This is a genomic window from Neobacillus sp. SM06, assembly GCF_050496765.1.
Lineage (GTDB): Bacteria > Bacillota > Bacilli > Bacillales > Cytobacillaceae > JAEVLT01.
Genome location: NZ_JBNWEO010000011.1, coordinates 89,177 through 105,623, shown reverse-complemented (window position 1 = coordinate 105,623; position 16,447 = coordinate 89,177). Strand labels below are relative to the sequence as shown.

Sequence of the window (16,447 nt, the reverse complement as noted above, 5' to 3'; positions counted from 1 at the left end):
GGAAGGAGGGCTAACGCCCGTTTTGTCGAAAAGAACCTGAGAAATGGTCATTAGGAAGGAGGGCTAACGCCCGTTTTGTCGAAAAGAACCTGAGAAATGGTCATTAGGAAGGAGGGCTAACGCCCGTTTTGTCGAAAAGAACCTGAGAAATGGTCACTAGGCGGTGGGTTAACGCCCGTTTTGTCGAAAAGAACCTGAGAAATGGTCATTAGGCAGGGGGCTAACGCCCGTTTTGTCGAAAGAACCTGAGAAATGGTCATTAGGAAGGGGGCTAACGCCCGTATTGTCGAAAAGAACCTGAGAAATGGTCATTAGGCAGGGGACTAACGCCCGTTTTGTCGGAAAGAACCTGAGAAATGGTCATTAGGCAGGGGACTAACGCCCGTTTTGTCGAAAAGAACCTGAGAAATGGTCATTAGGCAGGGGGACTAACGCCCGTATAGTCGAAAAGAACATGAGAAATGGTCATTAGGCAAGTTAATAAAACCCAAACAAAATGAAAAAGTACAAAAAATCCAATTTTATTTTATAATAAAAATATACTTAATTTAATGGGGCGAACGAGGAATGGAAAAATTTATTGATCATACCGGGAATGAAGTCGAATTGTCTTTTGAACATAACCAGTTTCATCAAGAGGCAAGGCATGTGCTTGTCATTACGGAAACAGACGCTGGCTGGCTGCTAACCAATCATAAAATGCGAGGCCTGGAGTTTCCAGGGGGAAAAGCAGAAAAAGGTGAGACGCTGGAAGCAGCAGCACGAAGAGAAGTTTATGAAGAGACTGGCGGAGTAATTGGTGAACTGAAATGGGTTGCTGAGTACCGGGTAAACGATCCCGAATCCCCATTTGTTAAGGCGGTTTTTTTGGGAAAAGTAAAAACAATTGACGCTAAAAACGATTATTTGGAAACAAGAGGCCCAGTCATTGTCAAAGAAGACATCTTAAAGCTTCGCGACCGTGATGAATACAGTTTTATTATGAAAGACAAGGTAATTGAGGAATGTGTGAAACGGATTAACCAAATCAAAGAATAGCGATTGGCGGTTCGCTATTCTTTGATTAATTTTCTTTCCAATAACGCAACTAGCTGGTACATAATCGTTGCAAAAACAGCGATGACAAGCAAGGATAAAAGCACTAACGTAAAATTAAAAACTTGGAAACCATAAATGATCATGTAGCCAAGCCCTTTCGAAGAAACGAGAAATTCGCCGACAATCACGCCGACCCATGATAAGCCGACATTGACTTTCAGGGTGGAGATGATGGTCGGGAAGCAAGCTGGTAAAATCGCTTCTTTAAAGGATTGCAGCCTTGTTGCCCCAAAGGTTTGCAACACTCTTAAATAATTCGGATCGACTTCCCTGAACGATGTATACACGACGATCGTTGTGATAATAACGGAGATTATGGCACCCATTGCAATGATCGAGGAAAGTCCGGGACCCATGGCAACAATTAAAATTGGACCTAGAGCAACTTTTGGCATCGCGTTTAAAATGACGAGATATGGATCAAGAATTTTCGACACCATCGGCGACCACCAAAGGATCGCTGCCAAGATGGTTCCGAGCAATGTTCCAAGGATAAAGCCAAACACCGTTTCCGTTAAGGTGATGCCAAGATTGGCAGCAAGCGTGCCGTCCTGGATTTTTGCCAACAATAACTGCCAAATTTTCGATGGTGAGCTGAAAATCAGCGGATCGATCCACTGTTGACGGCTGGCAAGTTCCCAGCTGCCAAAAAAGGCAATGAAAATAATCGCTTGATAAAAGCGAACCCATCGCTTTTCAATTTCCAGGGAATGAAGAAAATTTTTATGCAACCTTTGGACATCATGGTTTGATGGTTTCAAGGCTATCCAACTCCTTCCAGATGGTTTGAAAGAGCTCGGAATAGGTTTCATGTCCCCTTGCTTCAAAAGGAGAGAGTCTCCTTAATTCTTCCGGTACATGAAAGACTCGGTGCAGTTTGCCGGGACGAGGGGAAAACAAAAACACCCGGTCGCTCATCGCAATGGCTTCACCGATATCATGGGTTACAAGAATCGCTGTTTTTTTGAATTCTTTAAGCGTTTTTGAAACGAGGTCTTCCAGCTTGAGCTTTGTTTGATAATCAAGCGCAGAGAATGGTTCATCAAGCATCAGCAGTTTTGGTTCTGTTGCCAGCGTACGGACAAGTGCGACCCGCTGCCGCATCCCGCCGGATAATTGCTTTGGCAGCTGTTTTTCAACACCGGCTAACCCCATTTGAGCTAAAAGGTTCAGGGCAGCCATTTTTGATTCCTCTGTAAGAAGCTTCGATAATTTTAACCCCAATAGAACATTTTCCTCGATCGTCTTCCATGGAAATAAATAGTCTTGCTGCAGCATGTAGCCGATTTGATTTTTTACCGTTGATACAGGCTTGTTTTCTAATAAAACGGTGCCGTTTGTCGGGCGAATCAGTCCGGCGATGATCGAAAGCAGCGTCGTTTTGCCGCAGCCACTTGGGCCGAGAAAGGAGACAAATTCTCCTTCCTCAACAGAAAGATTGATATCGGAGAGGGCCGTGGTGGCATTGGCTTTGGAAAAATACGTATGATGGACGTCTTCGATTGTTAAGAAACTCATATTCCGGCCTTCCTTTTCAGTTTATTTTTGCATGACTTTGTTAGCGATATCGGTATTAACAAGCGTTTTATAGTCAATTGCTTTTGGCAATTCTCCAGCTTCCTTCATAATGTTTTGCAGATTGTTCCACTCTTTATCATCGAGAATCGGATTGGTGGCATATGTTCCTTGGCTCTTATAGCGATCTACAACCGTTTCTATGATGGAAAGGTTAGTATCTTTGAAATATGGCTGGATGGCTTTGGCAATTTCCTGAACGCTATGCGAATCTACCCACTGCTGGGCTTTATAAATGGCCCGAGTAAAACTTTCAATCTGTTTCGGATTTTTCTTCATATAGCTTTGTTTTGCCATGAAAACCGTGTAAGGCACATGGCCGGATTCGGTTCCAAAAGAGGCAACAATATGACCTTTTCCTTCTTTTTCAAAAATGCTCGCAGTCGGCTCAAACAACTGCACGAAATCTCCGGTACCGGAGGCAAAGGCGTTGGCAATGTTTGCAAAATCAATGTTTTGAATCAGTTTCAAATCCTTATGGGGGTCAATGCCGTTCTTTTTCAGGACAAATTCACCGACCATTTGCGGCATGCCGCCTTTTCGTTGGCCTAAAAACGTTTTTCCTTTTAATTGATCCCATGAGAATTTGTCGATTTTTTCACGGGAAACGAGGAAGGTGCCATCTGTTTGAGTGAGCTGTGCAAAATTGATGACCGGATCATTGGAGCCTTGGGCATAGACATAAATGGATGTTTCGGAGCCGACAAGGGCAATGTCCGTGCCGCCAGAGAGCAGGGCTGTCATTGTTTTATCGCCGCCCCACGTGGTAGTAAGGGTAACATCAAGTCCTTCTTGTTTAAAAAAGCCCTTTGCTAAAGCAACATATTCCGGAGCGTAGAAGATCGAGCGGGTGACTTCGGCAACCCGGACTTTTTCGAGTTTTCTTGTTGGTGTTTGACTTTGGTTGCTATTACAGGCAGCTAAAGGAAAAATAAGCAGGGCAGCTAAAAAGATCATCAGACTAACTCGCAGCCATTTGTTCATTCAATAAACCTCCTTATTCTGGGCAGTACTTGCGCCTAGAATATCGTATGAACTGGGCGGAAAGATGTGAGTGAGGTGTGAAAAATTTTTTGAGAATCGATTTGTCGTTTAGAATAGAAATGGTGGAAACGTTAAAGGGGATAGTGGGAATTATCTTTTGTATGAATCGTTCATCACGCAGGAGAGGTTTTTTACTGATTGTTAAAAAGGACTGATGGTATGGAAATAGAAGAAATGAACGGGCGGATTGTTTCAGTGCAACGTTTCCCTTCACCCAATCCGCAGGTGGAGCTTAATCTGATTACTTATTTTTCGGAGGGTCTGAGGGTGAAGGGGATGCTGGCTATTCCAAAAAATATCCAAACGGATGAGGGGTTTTTGTATTTGCGGGGCGGAATTAAAGGGGTTGGCAAGGTTCGTCCGGCAAGGATTGCTCAATTTGCGGCCGAAGGTTTTACCGTGTTTGCGCCATTTTATCGCGGCAACGAGGGGGGCGAGGGATATGAAGATTTCGCTGGCGATGATAGAGAGGATGCATTTTCCGGTTTTTTATTACTAAAATCATTGCCGGGAATCAAGCGAGTGCATGTGTTTGGATTTTCAAGAGGCGGCGTGATGGCATTGATGACTGGAATCCACTTTCCCGAATGTGCTTCAGTGGTTACTTGGGGTGGCGTAAGCGATATGGAGTTGACTTATTTGGAGCGGCAAGATTTGCGGCGGATGATGAAACGGGTAATTGGCGGTACGCCCGGAAAATATCCTGAACGTTACAAAAAACGTACGCCGTTATACGAAATAGAAAGAATTCAATCGCCTGTTCTCATTATCCATGGTGTTCTTGATCAGAATGTCTCCGTTGAGCATGCTTATCGGCTGGAACGGCGCCTACAGGCACTGGACAAGCCAGTTGAAGCCTGGTACTTTTCCGAATTTACGCATTATTTTCCGCCAAAGGTGAATCGCAAAGTTGTTGAAGATTTAACAATGTGGATGAAAACTATTCCAAAATGGTGATACAATAAAAGAAAATGACGAAATAAAGGAGCGGACGCCATGGGTATGCCCCTTGAATTGAATACGATGATCGTGACAAAAGGAAGGGAACAGCGGATTGAGGAAAATCTTTTTTTGGTGGAGAAGGCTGGTTACCGGCTGTATCCGATTGATATTCCGATCGATGTGCGAAAAACAATTGAGAGCGACTCAAGTGGAACAGGGCTGATTAAAAAAGTTACCTGGCAGGAAGGAAAAACCTTTGTAACCTATGAACTGGTTTCGCTTAATACAACCAACTGAAAAAAACCCCTTAAAAGGGGTTTTTGGTTGTGAACATTTTTACTGAAATGGGCCTTCCTTTTCCGAAATTCCGACCGCTCTACTGAGGTGTCTGTTTTTTCCGAAATTCCCACCGTTTTACTGAAGTGGGCCACCTTTTCTGGAAATTTCCATTGCGACATCTGTGAATTTTTTGAAATTCTCACGGAATTTTGCGGCCAGCTCTTTAGATTTTTGCTCATACCTTTGCGGATCCGCCCATGTTTTTTGCGGTTGCAGTACTTCATCGGGAACGCCGGCGACATGAACAGGAATATTTAAGCCGAAAACGGCATCCTGCACGGTTTCAACGCTATTGAGTTCACCCTCAAGTGCTGCTTGAACCATAGCGCGAGTATACGACAGTTTCATGCGGCTGCCGCTGCCATATTCACCGCCGGTCCAGCCCGTATTCACTATAAAGACATTGGCATTGTGCTCCAGTATTTTTTCCCCTAGCATTTCCGCATAGCGCGTTGCCGGAAGAGGCAGGAATGGCGCGCCAAAGCAAGTCGAGAATGTTGCTTCAGGAGAAGTCACCCCGCGCTCGGTGCCCGCAAGCTTGGATGTATAGCCGCTTAGGAAATGGTACATCGCTTGCTCTTTTGTCAGTTTGGCAATTGGCGGCAATACGCCGAAGGCATCCGCCGTCAAAAAGACAATCGTGTGAGGATGGCCGGCAACGCTAGGCTTCACAATATTGTCAAGAGCTTCAAGCGGATAAGCAGCACGAGTATTTTCCGTTAATGTGCTGTCATCATAGTCGGCAATTCGGGAATTAGGGTTAATCATGACATTTTCCAAAACTGCGCCAAATTGGATTGCGTCAAAAATTTGCGGTTCTTTTTCCCGTGATAGGCTGATCGTTTTAGCGTAGCAGCCTCCTTCAATATTAAACACCCCATTTGATGACCAGCCGTGTTCATCATCACCGATTAAGCGCCGATTCGGATCGGCTGACAGTGTTGTTTTTCCCGTGCCGGATAAACCGAAGAATAGAGCAACATCGCCTTCTAGACCGACATTCGCTGAGCAGTGCATCGACAATACATTGGCTTCAGGCAGCAAGTAGTTCATTACCGAGAAAATCGATTTTTTCATTTCTCCGGCATATTCCGTTCCGCCGATTAAAATGACTCTGCGCTCAAAAGAAATAATAATGAATGTTTCGGAATTCGTCTCATCAAGAGTGGGATCTGCTTTAAAATTTGGTGCCGAAAGAATCGTGAATTCTGATTCATGGGTATGCATCTCTTCCACTGTTGGACGGATAAAAAGCTGTTGGGCAAACAAATTATGCCAGGCGAATTCATTGATGACTTGAATGGGAAGCTGATGTTTTTTGTCCGCGCCAGCGAAACCGTTAAACACAAAAAGTTCCTCTTGCTGATCCAGGTAGTTGATCATTTTATCATAAAGTCTGGAGAAGGCTTCTTCCGATATTGGCTGGTTTGTCGGTCCCCAAGCTATTTTTTCTTTTACCGAGCGTTCTTGGACAATAAATTTATCTTTAGGGGATCGCCCTGTATATTTACCGGTCGACACACTCACAGCTCCAGTTGAAGTCAGCAATCCTTCTCCACGGCTTAACACTTTTTCCACTAATTGCGGAATAGATAGCTGGACATGAACATTGTCCTTCTTTACCAATTTAACGTGCCCATTTGGAATGTGAACAGAATTCATCGACGAAAAACCTTCCTTTACAATAGTTTTGATGTAGTTTGTTAAAATTAGTATAACACTTTCACTGGAATAGTCTATACTAATTAAAGGATTTATAAAATTATTGTTTGTATGATTCGTGATTCTCCTTGAAGATTCCTGCATGATAATAGGAGAAACCTGATTTTGATGGATTGATTTTTTCGTGAAAAATTGTTTGAAAATCATTGACACTGTTCGACATCGTACGTTATGATGTTACCTTGAACGGATACTCTCTTATCCCGAGCTGGTGGAGGGACAGGCCCAATGAAACCCAGCAACCTGCTAACGCGGAATGCAGCTGAAAAAAGCAATTTTCCGAGCAAAGGTGCTTAACCTGATGCAAGGCTTGACCTTGAACGATAAGAGTGAAAGGCGTGGAAACAGCAAGCTTTCAACCTTTCCTCACATTGGAAAGGTTTTTTGTTTATCTCAAAACACGTCATCGAGAGATTTCATAAAAAACCTATGTTTATTTCATACTAGTAGGGATGAGTTCCGTATCAAATAGAGGTGAAACGGTATGTAGAGCCTCGCCTTATTTTGAAATAGAGGAGGAATTCAGATGTCAACAAAACGTCGTTTGTTTACTTCTGAATCAGTAACTGAAGGTCATCCGGATAAAATCTGCGACCAAATTTCTGATTCCATTTTAGATGCCATTTTAGCAAAAGATCCGAATGCACGGGTTGCAGCCGAAACTTCAGTGACAACTGGTTTAGTTTTAGTCGCAGGAGAAATTACAACCTCTACTTACGTCGATATTCCAAAAATTGTTCGGGAAACGATTAAGGGCATTGGCTACAATCGCGCAAAGTATGGTTTTGATTCTGAGACATGTGCCGTGTTAACTTCAATCGACGAACAGTCCCCAGATATTGCTATGGGTGTGGACAAGGCGCTTGAGGCCCGTGAAGGCCAAATGACGGACGAAGAAATTGAGGCAATCGGTGCCGGAGACCAAGGGTTAATGTTTGGTTTTGCCTGCAATGAAACAAAAGAGCTTATGCCGCTTCCAATTTCGTTAGCCCATAAGCTGTCCCGCCGGTTAACAGAAGTGCGCAAGGAAGAAATCCTTCCCTATTTACGCCCAGACGGAAAAACGCAAGTAACGGTTGAGTATGATGAAAATGATAAGCCGGTTCGGATTGATACAATCGTAATTTCAACGCAGCATCATCCTGAAATTGAACTGGAGCAGATTCAGCGCAATATCAAGGAATATGTCATCAATCCGGTTGTTCCCGAAGAATTGATTGACGAAAATACAAAGTATTTTATCAATCCGACTGGCCGTTTCGTGATCGGCGGGCCACAAGGAGATGCAGGTCTGACTGGTCGGAAAATCATCGTTGATACGTATGGCGGTTATGCTCGTCATGGCGGCGGTGCATTCTCTGGTAAGGATCCGACAAAAGTCGACCGTTCTGCGGCATATGCGGCTCGCTATGTTGCCAAAAATATTGTTGCAGCTGGCCTTGCTGATAAAGTGGAAGTGCAGCTTGCCTATGCGATTGGTGTTGCCAAGCCGGTTTCCATCTCGATTGATACATTCGGAACGGGAAAAGTTAGCGAAGATCTTTTAGTTGACCTTGTCGGCAAAAACTTTGATCTTCGTCCTGCAGGCATTATTAAGATGCTGGATCTTCGTCGCCCGATTTACAAACAAACAGCAGCATATGGCCATTTCGGACGCAACGATCTGGATTTGCCATGGGAGCGCACAGATAAAGCTGCTGCACTAAAAGAACAAGCAAATAGGTAAGATTTTTAGAGAGCTGTCACAGTGATGACAGTTCTCTTTTTTAGTGGAGCTTTATACGAATTTTTCTTCTCTATTTCATTTTCATGTTTGTTCGGTTACAATCGTGTAAATTGTGCATGTCTACGGCAAATTTCCTTTCTTTGCAGGTGCAATTTGATCGTGTTTAGTGGTAGTATTAGAGAGATGTATTCAAAAACATTAATGATGAAGTTTTAGAAACGGAGTAGGTGAGTACATAATGTGCGGTTTTATTGGTTGTGTACACGACAAAACCCAAATTTATACAGATGAGCAAAAACAGCTTTTTAAAAATATGAATGACTTGATTACCCATCGCGGCCCGGATGATGAGGGATTCTATTATGATGACCATATCCAATTTGGTTTTCGCCGCTTGAGCATTATCGACATCGAAGCCGGCCACCAGCCACTGACGTATGAAAATGAACGCTATTGGATTATCTTCAACGGCGAAGTTTATAACTATGTTGAATTGCGTGAAGAGCTTCTCAATGAAGGATTGACTTTTGCAACGAACTCCGACACAGAAGTCATTATTGCACTGTTCAGCCATTTGAAAGAAAAAGCGGTTGAAAAGCTGCGCGGGATGTTCTCATTTGTCATCTGGGATAAGCAGGAGCAACTGGTGTATGGAGCCCGCGACCCGTTTGGGATCAAACCGTTTTTCTATATGGAAGACGGGGAGCGCACGTTTTTTGCATCGGAAAAAAAGAGCATTTTGCTTGCACTTGAAAACGATGTGCTAAACTATGACGCCCTTCAGCACTATTTAACCTATCAATTCGTTCCCGAACCGGATACCCTGTCCACCGGCATTAAAAAACTTGAGCCCGGCCATTATTTTACGAAAAAAATGGGCGGGCTGCTGGAAATCAAACGCTACTGGAAAGCGCAGTTTAAACCCGTTCATCAATCGGAGGACGATTTTATCAAAGAAATCAGGGATGTTCTGTTTGATTCGGTGAAAATGCATATGCGCAGCGATGTTCCGGTCGGCTCATTCCTTTCCGGCGGGATTGATTCATCCATTATCGCGTCAATTGCCAAAGAGTTTCATCCGGCGATCAAGACATTCTCTGTCGGTTTTGAACGCAATGGTTTCAGCGAAATTGACGTTGCGAAAGAAACAGCTGAGAAACTGGGGGTGGAAAACATCAGCTATGTGATCACTCCTGAAGAGTATATGGAAGAAGTGCCAAAAATTATGTGGCATATGGATGATCCACTTGCTGACCCAGCCTGTGTACCATTGTATTTTGTTGCTCGCGAAGCGCGGAAGCATGTCACAGTCGTGCTTTCAGGCGAAGGAGCAGATGAACTGTTCGGCGGCTATAATATTTACCGTGAACCGCAATCGTTGGAGGTTTTTAACAAAATTCCACGGGTTGGTAAAGTGTTGTTGAAAGGAATTGCCAACATTATGCCCGAGGGAATGAGAGGCAAAAGCTTTATCGAGCGTGGAGTAACGCCAATGGAGGAACGTTACATCGGCAATGCGAAAATGTTCACGGAAGAAGAGAAACGCGATCTCTTAAACGTTTATCGGACCGGTCTGGAATACACAGATATCACAAAGCCGCTTTATGAGGAAAGCAGGGGCTATGATCCGGTTGACCGGATGCAATATATTGACATTCATACATGGATGCGCGGCGATATCCTTTTAAAAGCGGATAAAATGACGATGGCGCACTCGCTTGAGCTGCGGGTTCCGTTCTTGGATAAAGCGGTTTTTGAAGTGGCATCAAAAATTCCAACGAGCCTGAAAACGGCGAATGGGACAACAAAGTATGTGTTGCGCAAAGCTGCCGAAGGCGTCGTTCCGGACCATGTGCTGAACCGGAAAAAGTTAGGTTTCCCTGTGCCAATCCGCCACTGGCTTAAGAATGAAATGAACGATTGGGCAAAGACGATCATCCGTGAAAGCAATACGGAGCATTTGATCAATAAATCGTATGTGTTGAAATTGCTTGACGATCATTGCCAAGACAGGGCGGATAACAGCCGGAAGATTTGGACGGTACTGATGTTTATGGTATGGCATCAAGTGTATGTCGAAGAAAAGTATTCCTTTGCAAAAGAAAAAGCATTCCAAGCGTAAAAAGGAAGCGGACCGATGCAATTATTGCATCGGTCCGCTTTTGCTGAATGATCCAAGGGATTCCCTTCTGATATGATCGGACAGGTGCCCATTCCTTTTAACGAAAATAGGTAATTGCCTGACTGCCCATTTGCACCCACGCATCTGCGAACTCCTTTAAGGGAGCTTTTTTATTTTTTTCGCCTGACAATGGATCATTGAAGTAGACAAACTGTTTGTCATATCCAGTTAACAGGACAGAGTGTTCTTTGTAGGTGATTTTTACTTTCCCTGTTGGGGTATCCCACGTTTGAAACTGATTGTCATCCAGTTTTTTAAAGCTTGTATTGATGATCACCCATACAGATCGACCGTCGGATAAATGGGTTGTTAGTTCTTCAAAACTGGCTCCGGTTAAGTCCTTTATTTTTCCAGGCAGAAACGAATTGGCAAGTTCAGCAATGGGCTTATGGTACACGCCGAACCCTGCCTGATTCAAATCATACATATTACCGACAAAACCATCATTCGGGTTTCCGTAAAAAATTTGCCCATTGTCAATTTTCAATGGGGTCGGATCTTTTTTTATTTTTTCAGCCAGTTCCATTTTGTTTGTTTGAATCCCGGCTTGATTGAGCATCATCGCAAGGCTGGTCACTTCGCAGCCGCGCGGCAGTTCGGGAAACTGTGAAACAGCTGGGGCATTCAGCAATACCCGATCTTTAATTTTGACAATCGGAAATGGATCCTGCGCTTCCGAAAGGTCGCCTTCTTTTAGGTTAGTCGCCTGAATCCAGTTTTTTAACGAGGAAAATGCCATGGCGACATGTCCATTTTTTACATTCACAAATAAGAAAGCAGCCACAAGTAGTGAAAACATGAAAAATTTTAAAAAATAGCTGCTTTTTCGGATTAAAAGCAATAGAAGAATAGCTGACAGAATAAATAGTGCAATTGAAATCAAAATAATGAGACCACCTAATCATTTTAATCGTCTATTGGAGAATACTATTTAGATGTATGGCTGCTCGCTTGAATGCTTTTATAGTAAGCGGCTTTCTCGGCGTACTCTCTTGTAATCCGTTCCATATCGGCAATGTCCTCGGCAGTCAGTTCACGAATGACTTTCGCAGGGCGGCCAAAGGCCAACGTGTTCGGAGGAATGACTTTGCCTTGAGGGACGAGGCTTCCTGCTCCAATAAATGCGCCTTCGCCGATTACAGCCTGATCCAGCACAATGGAACCCATGCCGACAAGCGCTTTTTTCTTGATTATACAGCTGTGCAGGAGCACTTGATGGCCGATCGTAACCTCATCTTCTAAAATAAGCGGGTTGTTTGGGCTTTGATGCAAAACGGAATTGTCCTGGACATTCACTTTGCGTCCAATGATCGTTGGTGCCACATCACCGCGGATCACAGTATTAAACCAAATGCTTGACTCTTCCCCGATTGCAACATCACCGGTAATCGTGACATAGTCGGCAATATAGGCGGAATCGGCAATTTTCGGTGTTTTACCTTTGTATGGATATATCATGATCGTTCTCCCCTTTTTAAAAAGTTACAGTGTTCGTTTTGAAAGACCTTTTGTATCAAGTTTTTTATGTATTTATGGTATAGTACTTTTATTATAAGAATATCGGAGATCTTTTCTATATCTAATAGTACTTTATTTTTGCGGATTGTAGGAGGAAGAAATATGTGGAAGTGGGAAGCGGAAGGCGAAGCAAAAGCGGTGATCGTGATGGTTCATGGCGCAATGGAACATCATCGGCGCTATGGCTGGCTGATCGAAATGTGGCGGACATCAGGCTTTCATATTATTATGGGCGATCTTCCGGGCCAAGGTATGACAACAAGGTCGCGCCGGGGCCATATTGATTCCTTTGATGAATACATTTTTGAAGTGAAAGATTGGATCCAGGCGGCCTATACGTATGATCTGCCGGTCTTTTTGCTTGGACACAGTATGGGCGGGCTGATTGCTATTCGTTTGCTGCAGGAAGAGCATCTTAATCTTGCTGGCGTGATTTTATCCTCTCCATGTTTAGGATTGGTTCAAACGCCATCCAATTTTTTAAATATTCTCTCGCTTGGGTTAAATGTCATTTACCCAAAACTGAAAATGAATTCAGGTTTAACCGTCGAGATGGCAACAAGAAACGAGGATGTTCGCGAAGCAGATTTGAATGATACCTTGTATGTCACAAAAGTATCGATCCGCTGGTATCGCGAGCTTGTAGTAGCAATGAAGAATGCCTTTGAAAACCTTGAGAAAATTCAAGATGTGCCAATGCTTGTCATGCAGGGAGGCGATGACAAAATTGTCAACAAACAGGTTGTCAGGGAATGGTTTAATCAAGCACCGCTGTCGGAAAAACGGTTTAAGGAATGGCAAAAATGCTATCATGAAATTTTTAATGAACCGGAGCGGGATGAAGTGTTTGAATACGCAAAGGATTTTGTCATCAGTCAGCTAAAATCGATTGGCTATATTGTTTAGAGGTGTAGAAGGATGTCATTGACGATGGCACCAATTAATCTAATGGTGCAAGTGTATCGGAAAATTTTCCCGGCTGTTCATCGGGAATTGGATTATTGGAAAAGCCGGGCGCAGCAGATTCCCAATCCTGAGCTGCGCAAACAGGCATTGGCAAGTATTGGCGGCAAAACATTTCATTGTGAAGGGGGAGCCATACTCGCTTTGATGGCTGGTGAAAAGTACAGGACTGCGGTTAAATTTATTGTTGCCTATCAAACAATCAGCGATTATTTGGATAATCTTTGCGACCGCTCCACTTCGCTTGACCCGGATGATTTTGCGGTGCTTCATCATTCAATGGCTGATGCTTTGTCGCTCGAAGCGGATTGGAAAAATTATTACCGGCTTCGGAATGATCAAAATGATGGCAATTATTTAAATGAATTGGCGGAAACGTGCCGAACCGTGTTACGGGAACTTGAGCCTGTTCATTTCGCTTACATAAAAACGTATTTGGATGAACTTTGCCTTTATTATTGTGATTTGCAAGTTCATAAACATGTGATCCCGAAGGAGCGCGTACCTCGCCTGCAACACTGGCATGAGGAATACCGCCAGCAATTGCCAGAAATGGAATGGTACGAATTTTCCGCTTGTTCCGGCTCAACGCTTGGGATTTTCAGCTTGGTTTCCTATGCCCTAAGGGATGATTTTCAAAAAGAAGATGCCGAAAAGATTCGCAGCGGCTATTTTCCTTATATCCAAGGTTTGCATATTTTGCTTGATTATTTTATTGATCAGGAAGAAGATCGGACAGGAGGGGATTTGAATTTTTGTTTTTATTATTCGAGTGAAGACGAGCTGTTTAAACGGCTGAAGCATTTTTTAACAGAAGCGGATCGCCATACCGAAAAGCTTCCTGATAAAAAATTTCATCAGCTGATCAACCGCGGTTTGCTCGGAGTGTACCTTTCCGATCAAAAGGTTCAGCGGCAAAAGAATGTTCGCAAGCTGGCAAAAGAAATGATTAAAACAGGGGGAAGGATCAGTTATTTTTTCTATCTAAATGGACGAGCCTATCGCTCGCTACAAAAATGGGTCCCGGCCGGATTGACCCGTCTGATCTTTAAATAAAAAGCCAGGCGCTATGCCTGGCTTTTTTCAATTGCAATGATAAACGGCGGGTTGTTTTTTTGGTTGATAAATTGGTACTGAAGAATATGGGCCTTTTTTTGATCGATTTGGCAACAAAAGTTTAAAAGCGCGTCACGTTCTTTTGCACCTTCTGGATGGCCGTGGTAGATCACGAGCACGATGATGCCTTCAGGTGCCATGATGTCGAGCAGCTGTTCGACAGCAGCAATTGTTGTATTGGCTTTGGTGGTGATCGTTTTGTCGCTGCCGGGCAAATACCCGAGATTAAAGATTGCTCCTTTGATTTTTCCGTGATGTTCTTCAGGAATACTGGTGCTTACCGTTTCATGTCCTTTTTGAATTAGAACCGCACGTTCAAGCATGTTATGCTCCCGAAGCCGTTCTTCTGTCACCACCAGGGCTGCCTTCTGGATATCAAAACCATAAACGATACCGTTCTCGCCGACAAGCTCTGCTAAAAAGAGGGTATCATGCCCGTTTCCAATTGTCCCGTCTACCACGATATCGCCGAACCCGGCTGCGTTTTCGAGCAATTTTTTCGCAAAGGGGAGAACGCGTTCAAGCTTCATCGTGCATTCCCCGCTGCTTGATAAGATTTACCCTGCCAGCTGTCGCGCCGCTTCAGTTCTGCATCAATCGCATTTAATACTTCCCATTTGTTAACGCTCCACATTGGACCGACCATCAGATCAATCGGCCCATCTCCAGTAATGCGGTGAACAATCATTTCCGGCGGTAAAATTTCCAATTGGTCGCATACTAAGTTTACATAGTCTTCTTTCGAGAGGAATTCAAGCATCCCCTTTTCGTACTGTTTAACCAATGGCGTTCCTTTTAGAAGATGCAGCAAGTGAATTTTGATCCCCTGGACGTCCAGCTTGGCCACTTCACGTGCTGTTTCCATCATCATCTCTTTTGACTCAAGCGGGAGGCCGTTAATGATATGGGAACATACACGAATGCCATGCTTTCGTAATTTCTTGACGCCGTCTGCATAACATTGATAATCATGAGCGCGGTTAATCAATACTGCTGTCCGCTCATGGATGGTTTGCAAGCCAAGTTCGACCCACAAATACGTCCGTTCGTTCAGCTCCGCTAAATAGTCCACAACGTCATCGGGAAGGCAATCAGGTCGGGTAGCAATCGAAAGGCCGACAACGCCATCTTGTTTTAATACGGTTTCATATTTTTCCCTTAGTACATCAACGGGAGCATGCGTATTGGTGAACGCCTGAAAATAGGCCATGTATTTGCCATCTTTCCATTTTGTATGCATTTTTTCTTTTATCTCACGGAATTGCTTTTCAAGATCATCGGCACGATTGCCAGCAAAATCGCCGGATCCTGAGGCGCTGCAAAATGTACAGCCGCCATGAGCAACCGTGCCATCGCGGTTTGGACAATCAAAGCCGCCGTCCAGAGCAATTTTAAATACTTTATGGCCAAACTGTTGGCGAAGATGATAATTCCAAGTATGGTATCGTTTAGTATCTGCTGTATATGGAAAGGGTTTCGCCTGAATCATTCCAGACCCTCCTTTTTAAAAAATAAGTCATACGAAAAATTGTAACATGAAGTGATTGGCATCGCCAATGGGAAGATTTTTTCCAAAAGGCTTACCAGAATTTATTTGTTTCACTGCGTGATAGGAAAGATGATTGTGAACACAATAAGAAAAGAAGCAAGATGCTTCAATGCAGTTTGAAAGGGGTTTTTAGATGGCTACTCGTGAATCAGTCGAAAATTTACTGCAACAATGCGAAGATGCGATTGCTTATGCCGAAGATCAATTCAAGGAAAGCAGCCTTCAAGAGCATTACAACAATGACAATTACACGGCTGCTTTGCAACAGCTTGAAGAGGCCTATCATGATTTGGCAAAAATGGCTCACAGTGCAAACGCCCAACAGCGTGAGCAGCTTCACCGCATGAGGCTGCAAATTCAGCAGCTGCAAAATACATTGATTCTCCAAGATCAATAAAGGGGGATAAGAAATTGAAAAAGCGGTCAAAGCAACAAAACCCTGAACAAAAAACGCGAAACGGTCAAAACAATCAAGATCTGGAGCTGGGCCAGGATTACGACCTAGTCAAAACAGCAAAAAAGAAATATGAAAAATCCGGCGGCCAGCCTGTAAAATCAAAATTCCACCCAGAACCGGAACAATCATCCTAAAAAATTTGCCCTTAACAGCAATGTTAAGGGTGTTTATTTTCATTTCGCATAAAAAAGGGACCATTTGGCTTAAAAACGAAGT

The 16,447-nt window shown here is 43.7% G+C and carries 17 protein-coding genes and 1 riboswitch; of the genes, 9 read left to right on the top strand and 8 right to left on the bottom strand.

Features of this window, described 5'->3' with window-relative positions:
- Nucleotides 1-567: 567 nt before the first annotated feature.
- The gene (gene ytkD, locus ACQYAD_RS03760) at nucleotides 568-1,038 is read left to right on the top strand and encodes an RNA deprotection pyrophosphohydrolase (protein ID WP_430235737.1); all 471 of its coding nucleotides are present in this window, start codon (nucleotides 568-570) and stop codon (nucleotides 1,036-1,038) included.
- A 14-nt stretch (nucleotides 1,039-1,052) separates the two neighbouring features.
- On the opposite strand, the gene ACQYAD_RS03755 is transcribed toward ytkD, so the two are convergent.
- From ACQYAD_RS03755 to ACQYAD_RS03745, 3 genes are read right to left on the bottom strand one after another with little or no spacing between them, the layout of a single operon-like run.
- Nucleotides 1,053-1,859: an ABC transporter permease gene (locus tag ACQYAD_RS03755; protein WP_430235734.1), complete on the bottom strand. Its 807-nt coding sequence runs from the start codon at nucleotides 1,857-1,859 to the stop codon at nucleotides 1,053-1,055.
- Nucleotides 1,840-2,616, bottom strand: coding sequence for an ABC transporter ATP-binding protein (locus ACQYAD_RS03750; protein ID WP_430235731.1), 777 nt, complete (start codon nucleotides 2,614-2,616; stop codon nucleotides 1,840-1,842). Before ACQYAD_RS03750 ends, ACQYAD_RS03755 begins: the two co-directional genes overlap by 20 nt.
- 21 nt (nucleotides 2,617-2,637) lie before the next feature.
- Complete coding sequence (locus tag ACQYAD_RS03745; protein ID WP_430235729.1) at nucleotides 2,638-3,657, bottom strand: ABC transporter substrate-binding protein; 1,020 nt, start codon at nucleotides 3,655-3,657, stop codon at nucleotides 2,638-2,640.
- Between the two features lie 219 nt (nucleotides 3,658-3,876).
- Between ACQYAD_RS03745 and ACQYAD_RS03740 the strand changes: the two genes are divergently transcribed.
- Together ACQYAD_RS03740 and ACQYAD_RS03735 are read left to right on the top strand one after the other, a co-directional pair.
- Entirely contained in the window at nucleotides 3,877-4,674 is a 798-nt protein-coding gene (locus ACQYAD_RS03740; RefSeq protein ID WP_430235726.1) for an alpha/beta hydrolase family protein, read from the top strand.
- 39 nt (nucleotides 4,675-4,713) lie between these two features.
- A complete protein-coding gene (locus ACQYAD_RS03735; protein WP_430235723.1) occupies nucleotides 4,714-4,956 on the top strand; it encodes a DUF2584 domain-containing protein in 243 nt (80 codons plus the stop codon).
- 117 nt (nucleotides 4,957-5,073) lie between these two features.
- Here the strand turns inward: ACQYAD_RS03735 and pckA are convergent, their stop codons facing one another.
- Nucleotides 5,074-6,660, bottom strand: a complete 1,587-nt coding sequence (pckA, locus tag ACQYAD_RS03730) for a phosphoenolpyruvate carboxykinase (ATP) (RefSeq protein ID WP_430235721.1) — start codon at nucleotides 6,658-6,660, stop codon at nucleotides 5,074-5,076.
- Nucleotides 6,661-6,915: 255 nt separating this feature from the next.
- A riboswitch (SAM riboswitch) is annotated at nucleotides 6,916-7,050 on the top strand.
- Nucleotides 7,051-7,246: 196 nt separating this feature from the next.
- Between pckA and metK the strand changes: the two genes are divergently transcribed.
- Nucleotides 7,247-8,446, top strand: a complete 1,200-nt coding sequence (metK, locus tag ACQYAD_RS03725) for a methionine adenosyltransferase (RefSeq protein WP_430235718.1) — start codon at nucleotides 7,247-7,249, stop codon at nucleotides 8,444-8,446.
- A gap of 238 nt (nucleotides 8,447-8,684) precedes the next feature.
- Nucleotides 8,685-10,568, top strand: a complete 1,884-nt coding sequence (gene asnB, locus ACQYAD_RS03720) for an asparagine synthase (glutamine-hydrolyzing) (RefSeq protein WP_430235716.1) — start codon at nucleotides 8,685-8,687, stop codon at nucleotides 10,566-10,568.
- Nucleotides 10,569-10,665: 97 nt separating this feature from the next.
- Here asnB and ACQYAD_RS03715 read toward each other — a convergent pair whose 3' ends face one another.
- On the bottom strand, nucleotides 10,666-11,511 hold the full coding sequence (locus tag ACQYAD_RS03715) for a C39 family peptidase (RefSeq protein ID WP_430235714.1): 846 nt from the start codon (nucleotides 11,509-11,511) through the stop codon (nucleotides 10,666-10,668).
- A gap of 44 nt (nucleotides 11,512-11,555) precedes the next feature.
- On the bottom strand, nucleotides 11,556-12,086 hold the full coding sequence (locus ACQYAD_RS03710; RefSeq protein ID WP_430235712.1) for a gamma carbonic anhydrase: 531 nt from the start codon (nucleotides 12,084-12,086) through the stop codon (nucleotides 11,556-11,558).
- A gap of 162 nt (nucleotides 12,087-12,248) precedes the next feature.
- Here ACQYAD_RS03710 and ACQYAD_RS03705 point away from each other — a divergent pair, with 162 nt between their 5' ends.
- Both ACQYAD_RS03705 and ACQYAD_RS03700 read left to right on the top strand, forming a co-directional pair.
- On the top strand, nucleotides 12,249-13,052 hold the full coding sequence (locus tag ACQYAD_RS03705; RefSeq protein ID WP_430235709.1) for a lysophospholipase: 804 nt from the start codon (nucleotides 12,249-12,251) through the stop codon (nucleotides 13,050-13,052).
- A gap of 12 nt (nucleotides 13,053-13,064) precedes the next feature.
- Nucleotides 13,065-14,165, top strand: a complete 1,101-nt coding sequence (locus tag ACQYAD_RS03700; protein ID WP_430235706.1) for a tetraprenyl-beta-curcumene synthase family protein — start codon at nucleotides 13,065-13,067, stop codon at nucleotides 14,163-14,165.
- Nucleotides 14,166-14,176: 11 nt separating this feature from the next.
- Here ACQYAD_RS03700 and ACQYAD_RS03695 read toward each other — a convergent pair whose 3' ends face one another.
- Both ACQYAD_RS03695 and ACQYAD_RS03690 read right to left on the bottom strand, forming a co-directional pair.
- On the bottom strand, nucleotides 14,177-14,755 hold the full coding sequence (locus tag ACQYAD_RS03695; RefSeq protein WP_430235704.1) for a tRNA (mnm(5)s(2)U34)-methyltransferase: 579 nt from the start codon (nucleotides 14,753-14,755) through the stop codon (nucleotides 14,177-14,179).
- Nucleotides 14,752-15,714, bottom strand: coding sequence for a TIGR01212 family radical SAM protein (locus ACQYAD_RS03690; protein WP_430235701.1), 963 nt, complete (start codon nucleotides 15,712-15,714; stop codon nucleotides 14,752-14,754). Before ACQYAD_RS03690 ends, ACQYAD_RS03695 begins: the two co-directional genes overlap by 4 nt.
- Before the next feature lie 193 nt (nucleotides 15,715-15,907).
- On the opposite strand from ACQYAD_RS03690, the gene ACQYAD_RS03685 reads away from it, so the two are divergent.
- Both ACQYAD_RS03685 and ACQYAD_RS03680 read left to right on the top strand, forming a co-directional pair.
- Entirely contained in the window at nucleotides 15,908-16,171 is a 264-nt protein-coding gene (locus tag ACQYAD_RS03685) for a YtzC family protein (RefSeq protein ID WP_430235698.1), read from the top strand.
- Between the two features lie 14 nt (nucleotides 16,172-16,185).
- The gene (locus tag ACQYAD_RS03680) at nucleotides 16,186-16,365 is read left to right on the top strand and encodes a glycogen biosynthesis protein GlgD (protein WP_430235695.1); all 180 of its coding nucleotides are present in this window, start codon (nucleotides 16,186-16,188) and stop codon (nucleotides 16,363-16,365) included.
- Nucleotides 16,366-16,447 lie beyond the last annotated feature (82 nt).

Excerpts from the sequence above, each read along its gene's own strand:
- metK (WP_430235718.1), top strand. The coding sequence starts at position 7,247 with ATGTCAACAAAACGTCGTTTGTTTACTTCTGAATCAGTAACTGAAGGT.
- ACQYAD_RS03740 (WP_430235726.1), top strand. The coding sequence starts at position 3,877 with ATGGAAATAGAAGAAATGAACGGGCGGATTGTTTCAGTGCAACGTTTC.
- ACQYAD_RS03750 (WP_430235731.1), bottom strand. The coding sequence starts at position 2,616 with ATGAGTTTCTTAACAATCGAAGACGTCCATCATACGTATTTTTCCAAA.
- ACQYAD_RS03695 (WP_430235704.1), bottom strand. The coding sequence starts at position 14,755 with ATGAAGCTTGAACGCGTTCTCCCCTTTGCGAAAAAATTGCTCGAAAAC.
- asnB (WP_430235716.1), top strand. The coding sequence starts at position 8,685 with ATGTGCGGTTTTATTGGTTGTGTACACGACAAAACCCAAATTTATACA.
- ACQYAD_RS03685 (WP_430235698.1), top strand. The coding sequence starts at position 15,908 with ATGGCTACTCGTGAATCAGTCGAAAATTTACTGCAACAATGCGAAGAT.
- ACQYAD_RS03710 (WP_430235712.1), bottom strand. The coding sequence starts at position 12,086 with ATGATATATCCATACAAAGGTAAAACACCGAAAATTGCCGATTCCGCC.
- pckA (WP_430235721.1), bottom strand. The coding sequence starts at position 6,660 with ATGAATTCTGTTCACATTCCAAATGGGCACGTTAAATTGGTAAAGAAG.
- ACQYAD_RS03735 (WP_430235723.1), top strand. The coding sequence starts at position 4,714 with ATGGGTATGCCCCTTGAATTGAATACGATGATCGTGACAAAAGGAAGG.
- ytkD (WP_430235737.1), top strand. The coding sequence starts at position 568 with ATGGAAAAATTTATTGATCATACCGGGAATGAAGTCGAATTGTCTTTT.
- ACQYAD_RS03705 (WP_430235709.1), top strand. The coding sequence starts at position 12,249 with ATGTGGAAGTGGGAAGCGGAAGGCGAAGCAAAAGCGGTGATCGTGATG.
- ACQYAD_RS03690 (WP_430235701.1), bottom strand. The coding sequence starts at position 15,714 with ATGATTCAGGCGAAACCCTTTCCATATACAGCAGATACTAAACGATAC.
- ACQYAD_RS03745 (WP_430235729.1), bottom strand. The coding sequence starts at position 3,657 with ATGAACAAATGGCTGCGAGTTAGTCTGATGATCTTTTTAGCTGCCCTG.
- ACQYAD_RS03700 (WP_430235706.1), top strand. The coding sequence starts at position 13,065 with ATGTCATTGACGATGGCACCAATTAATCTAATGGTGCAAGTGTATCGG.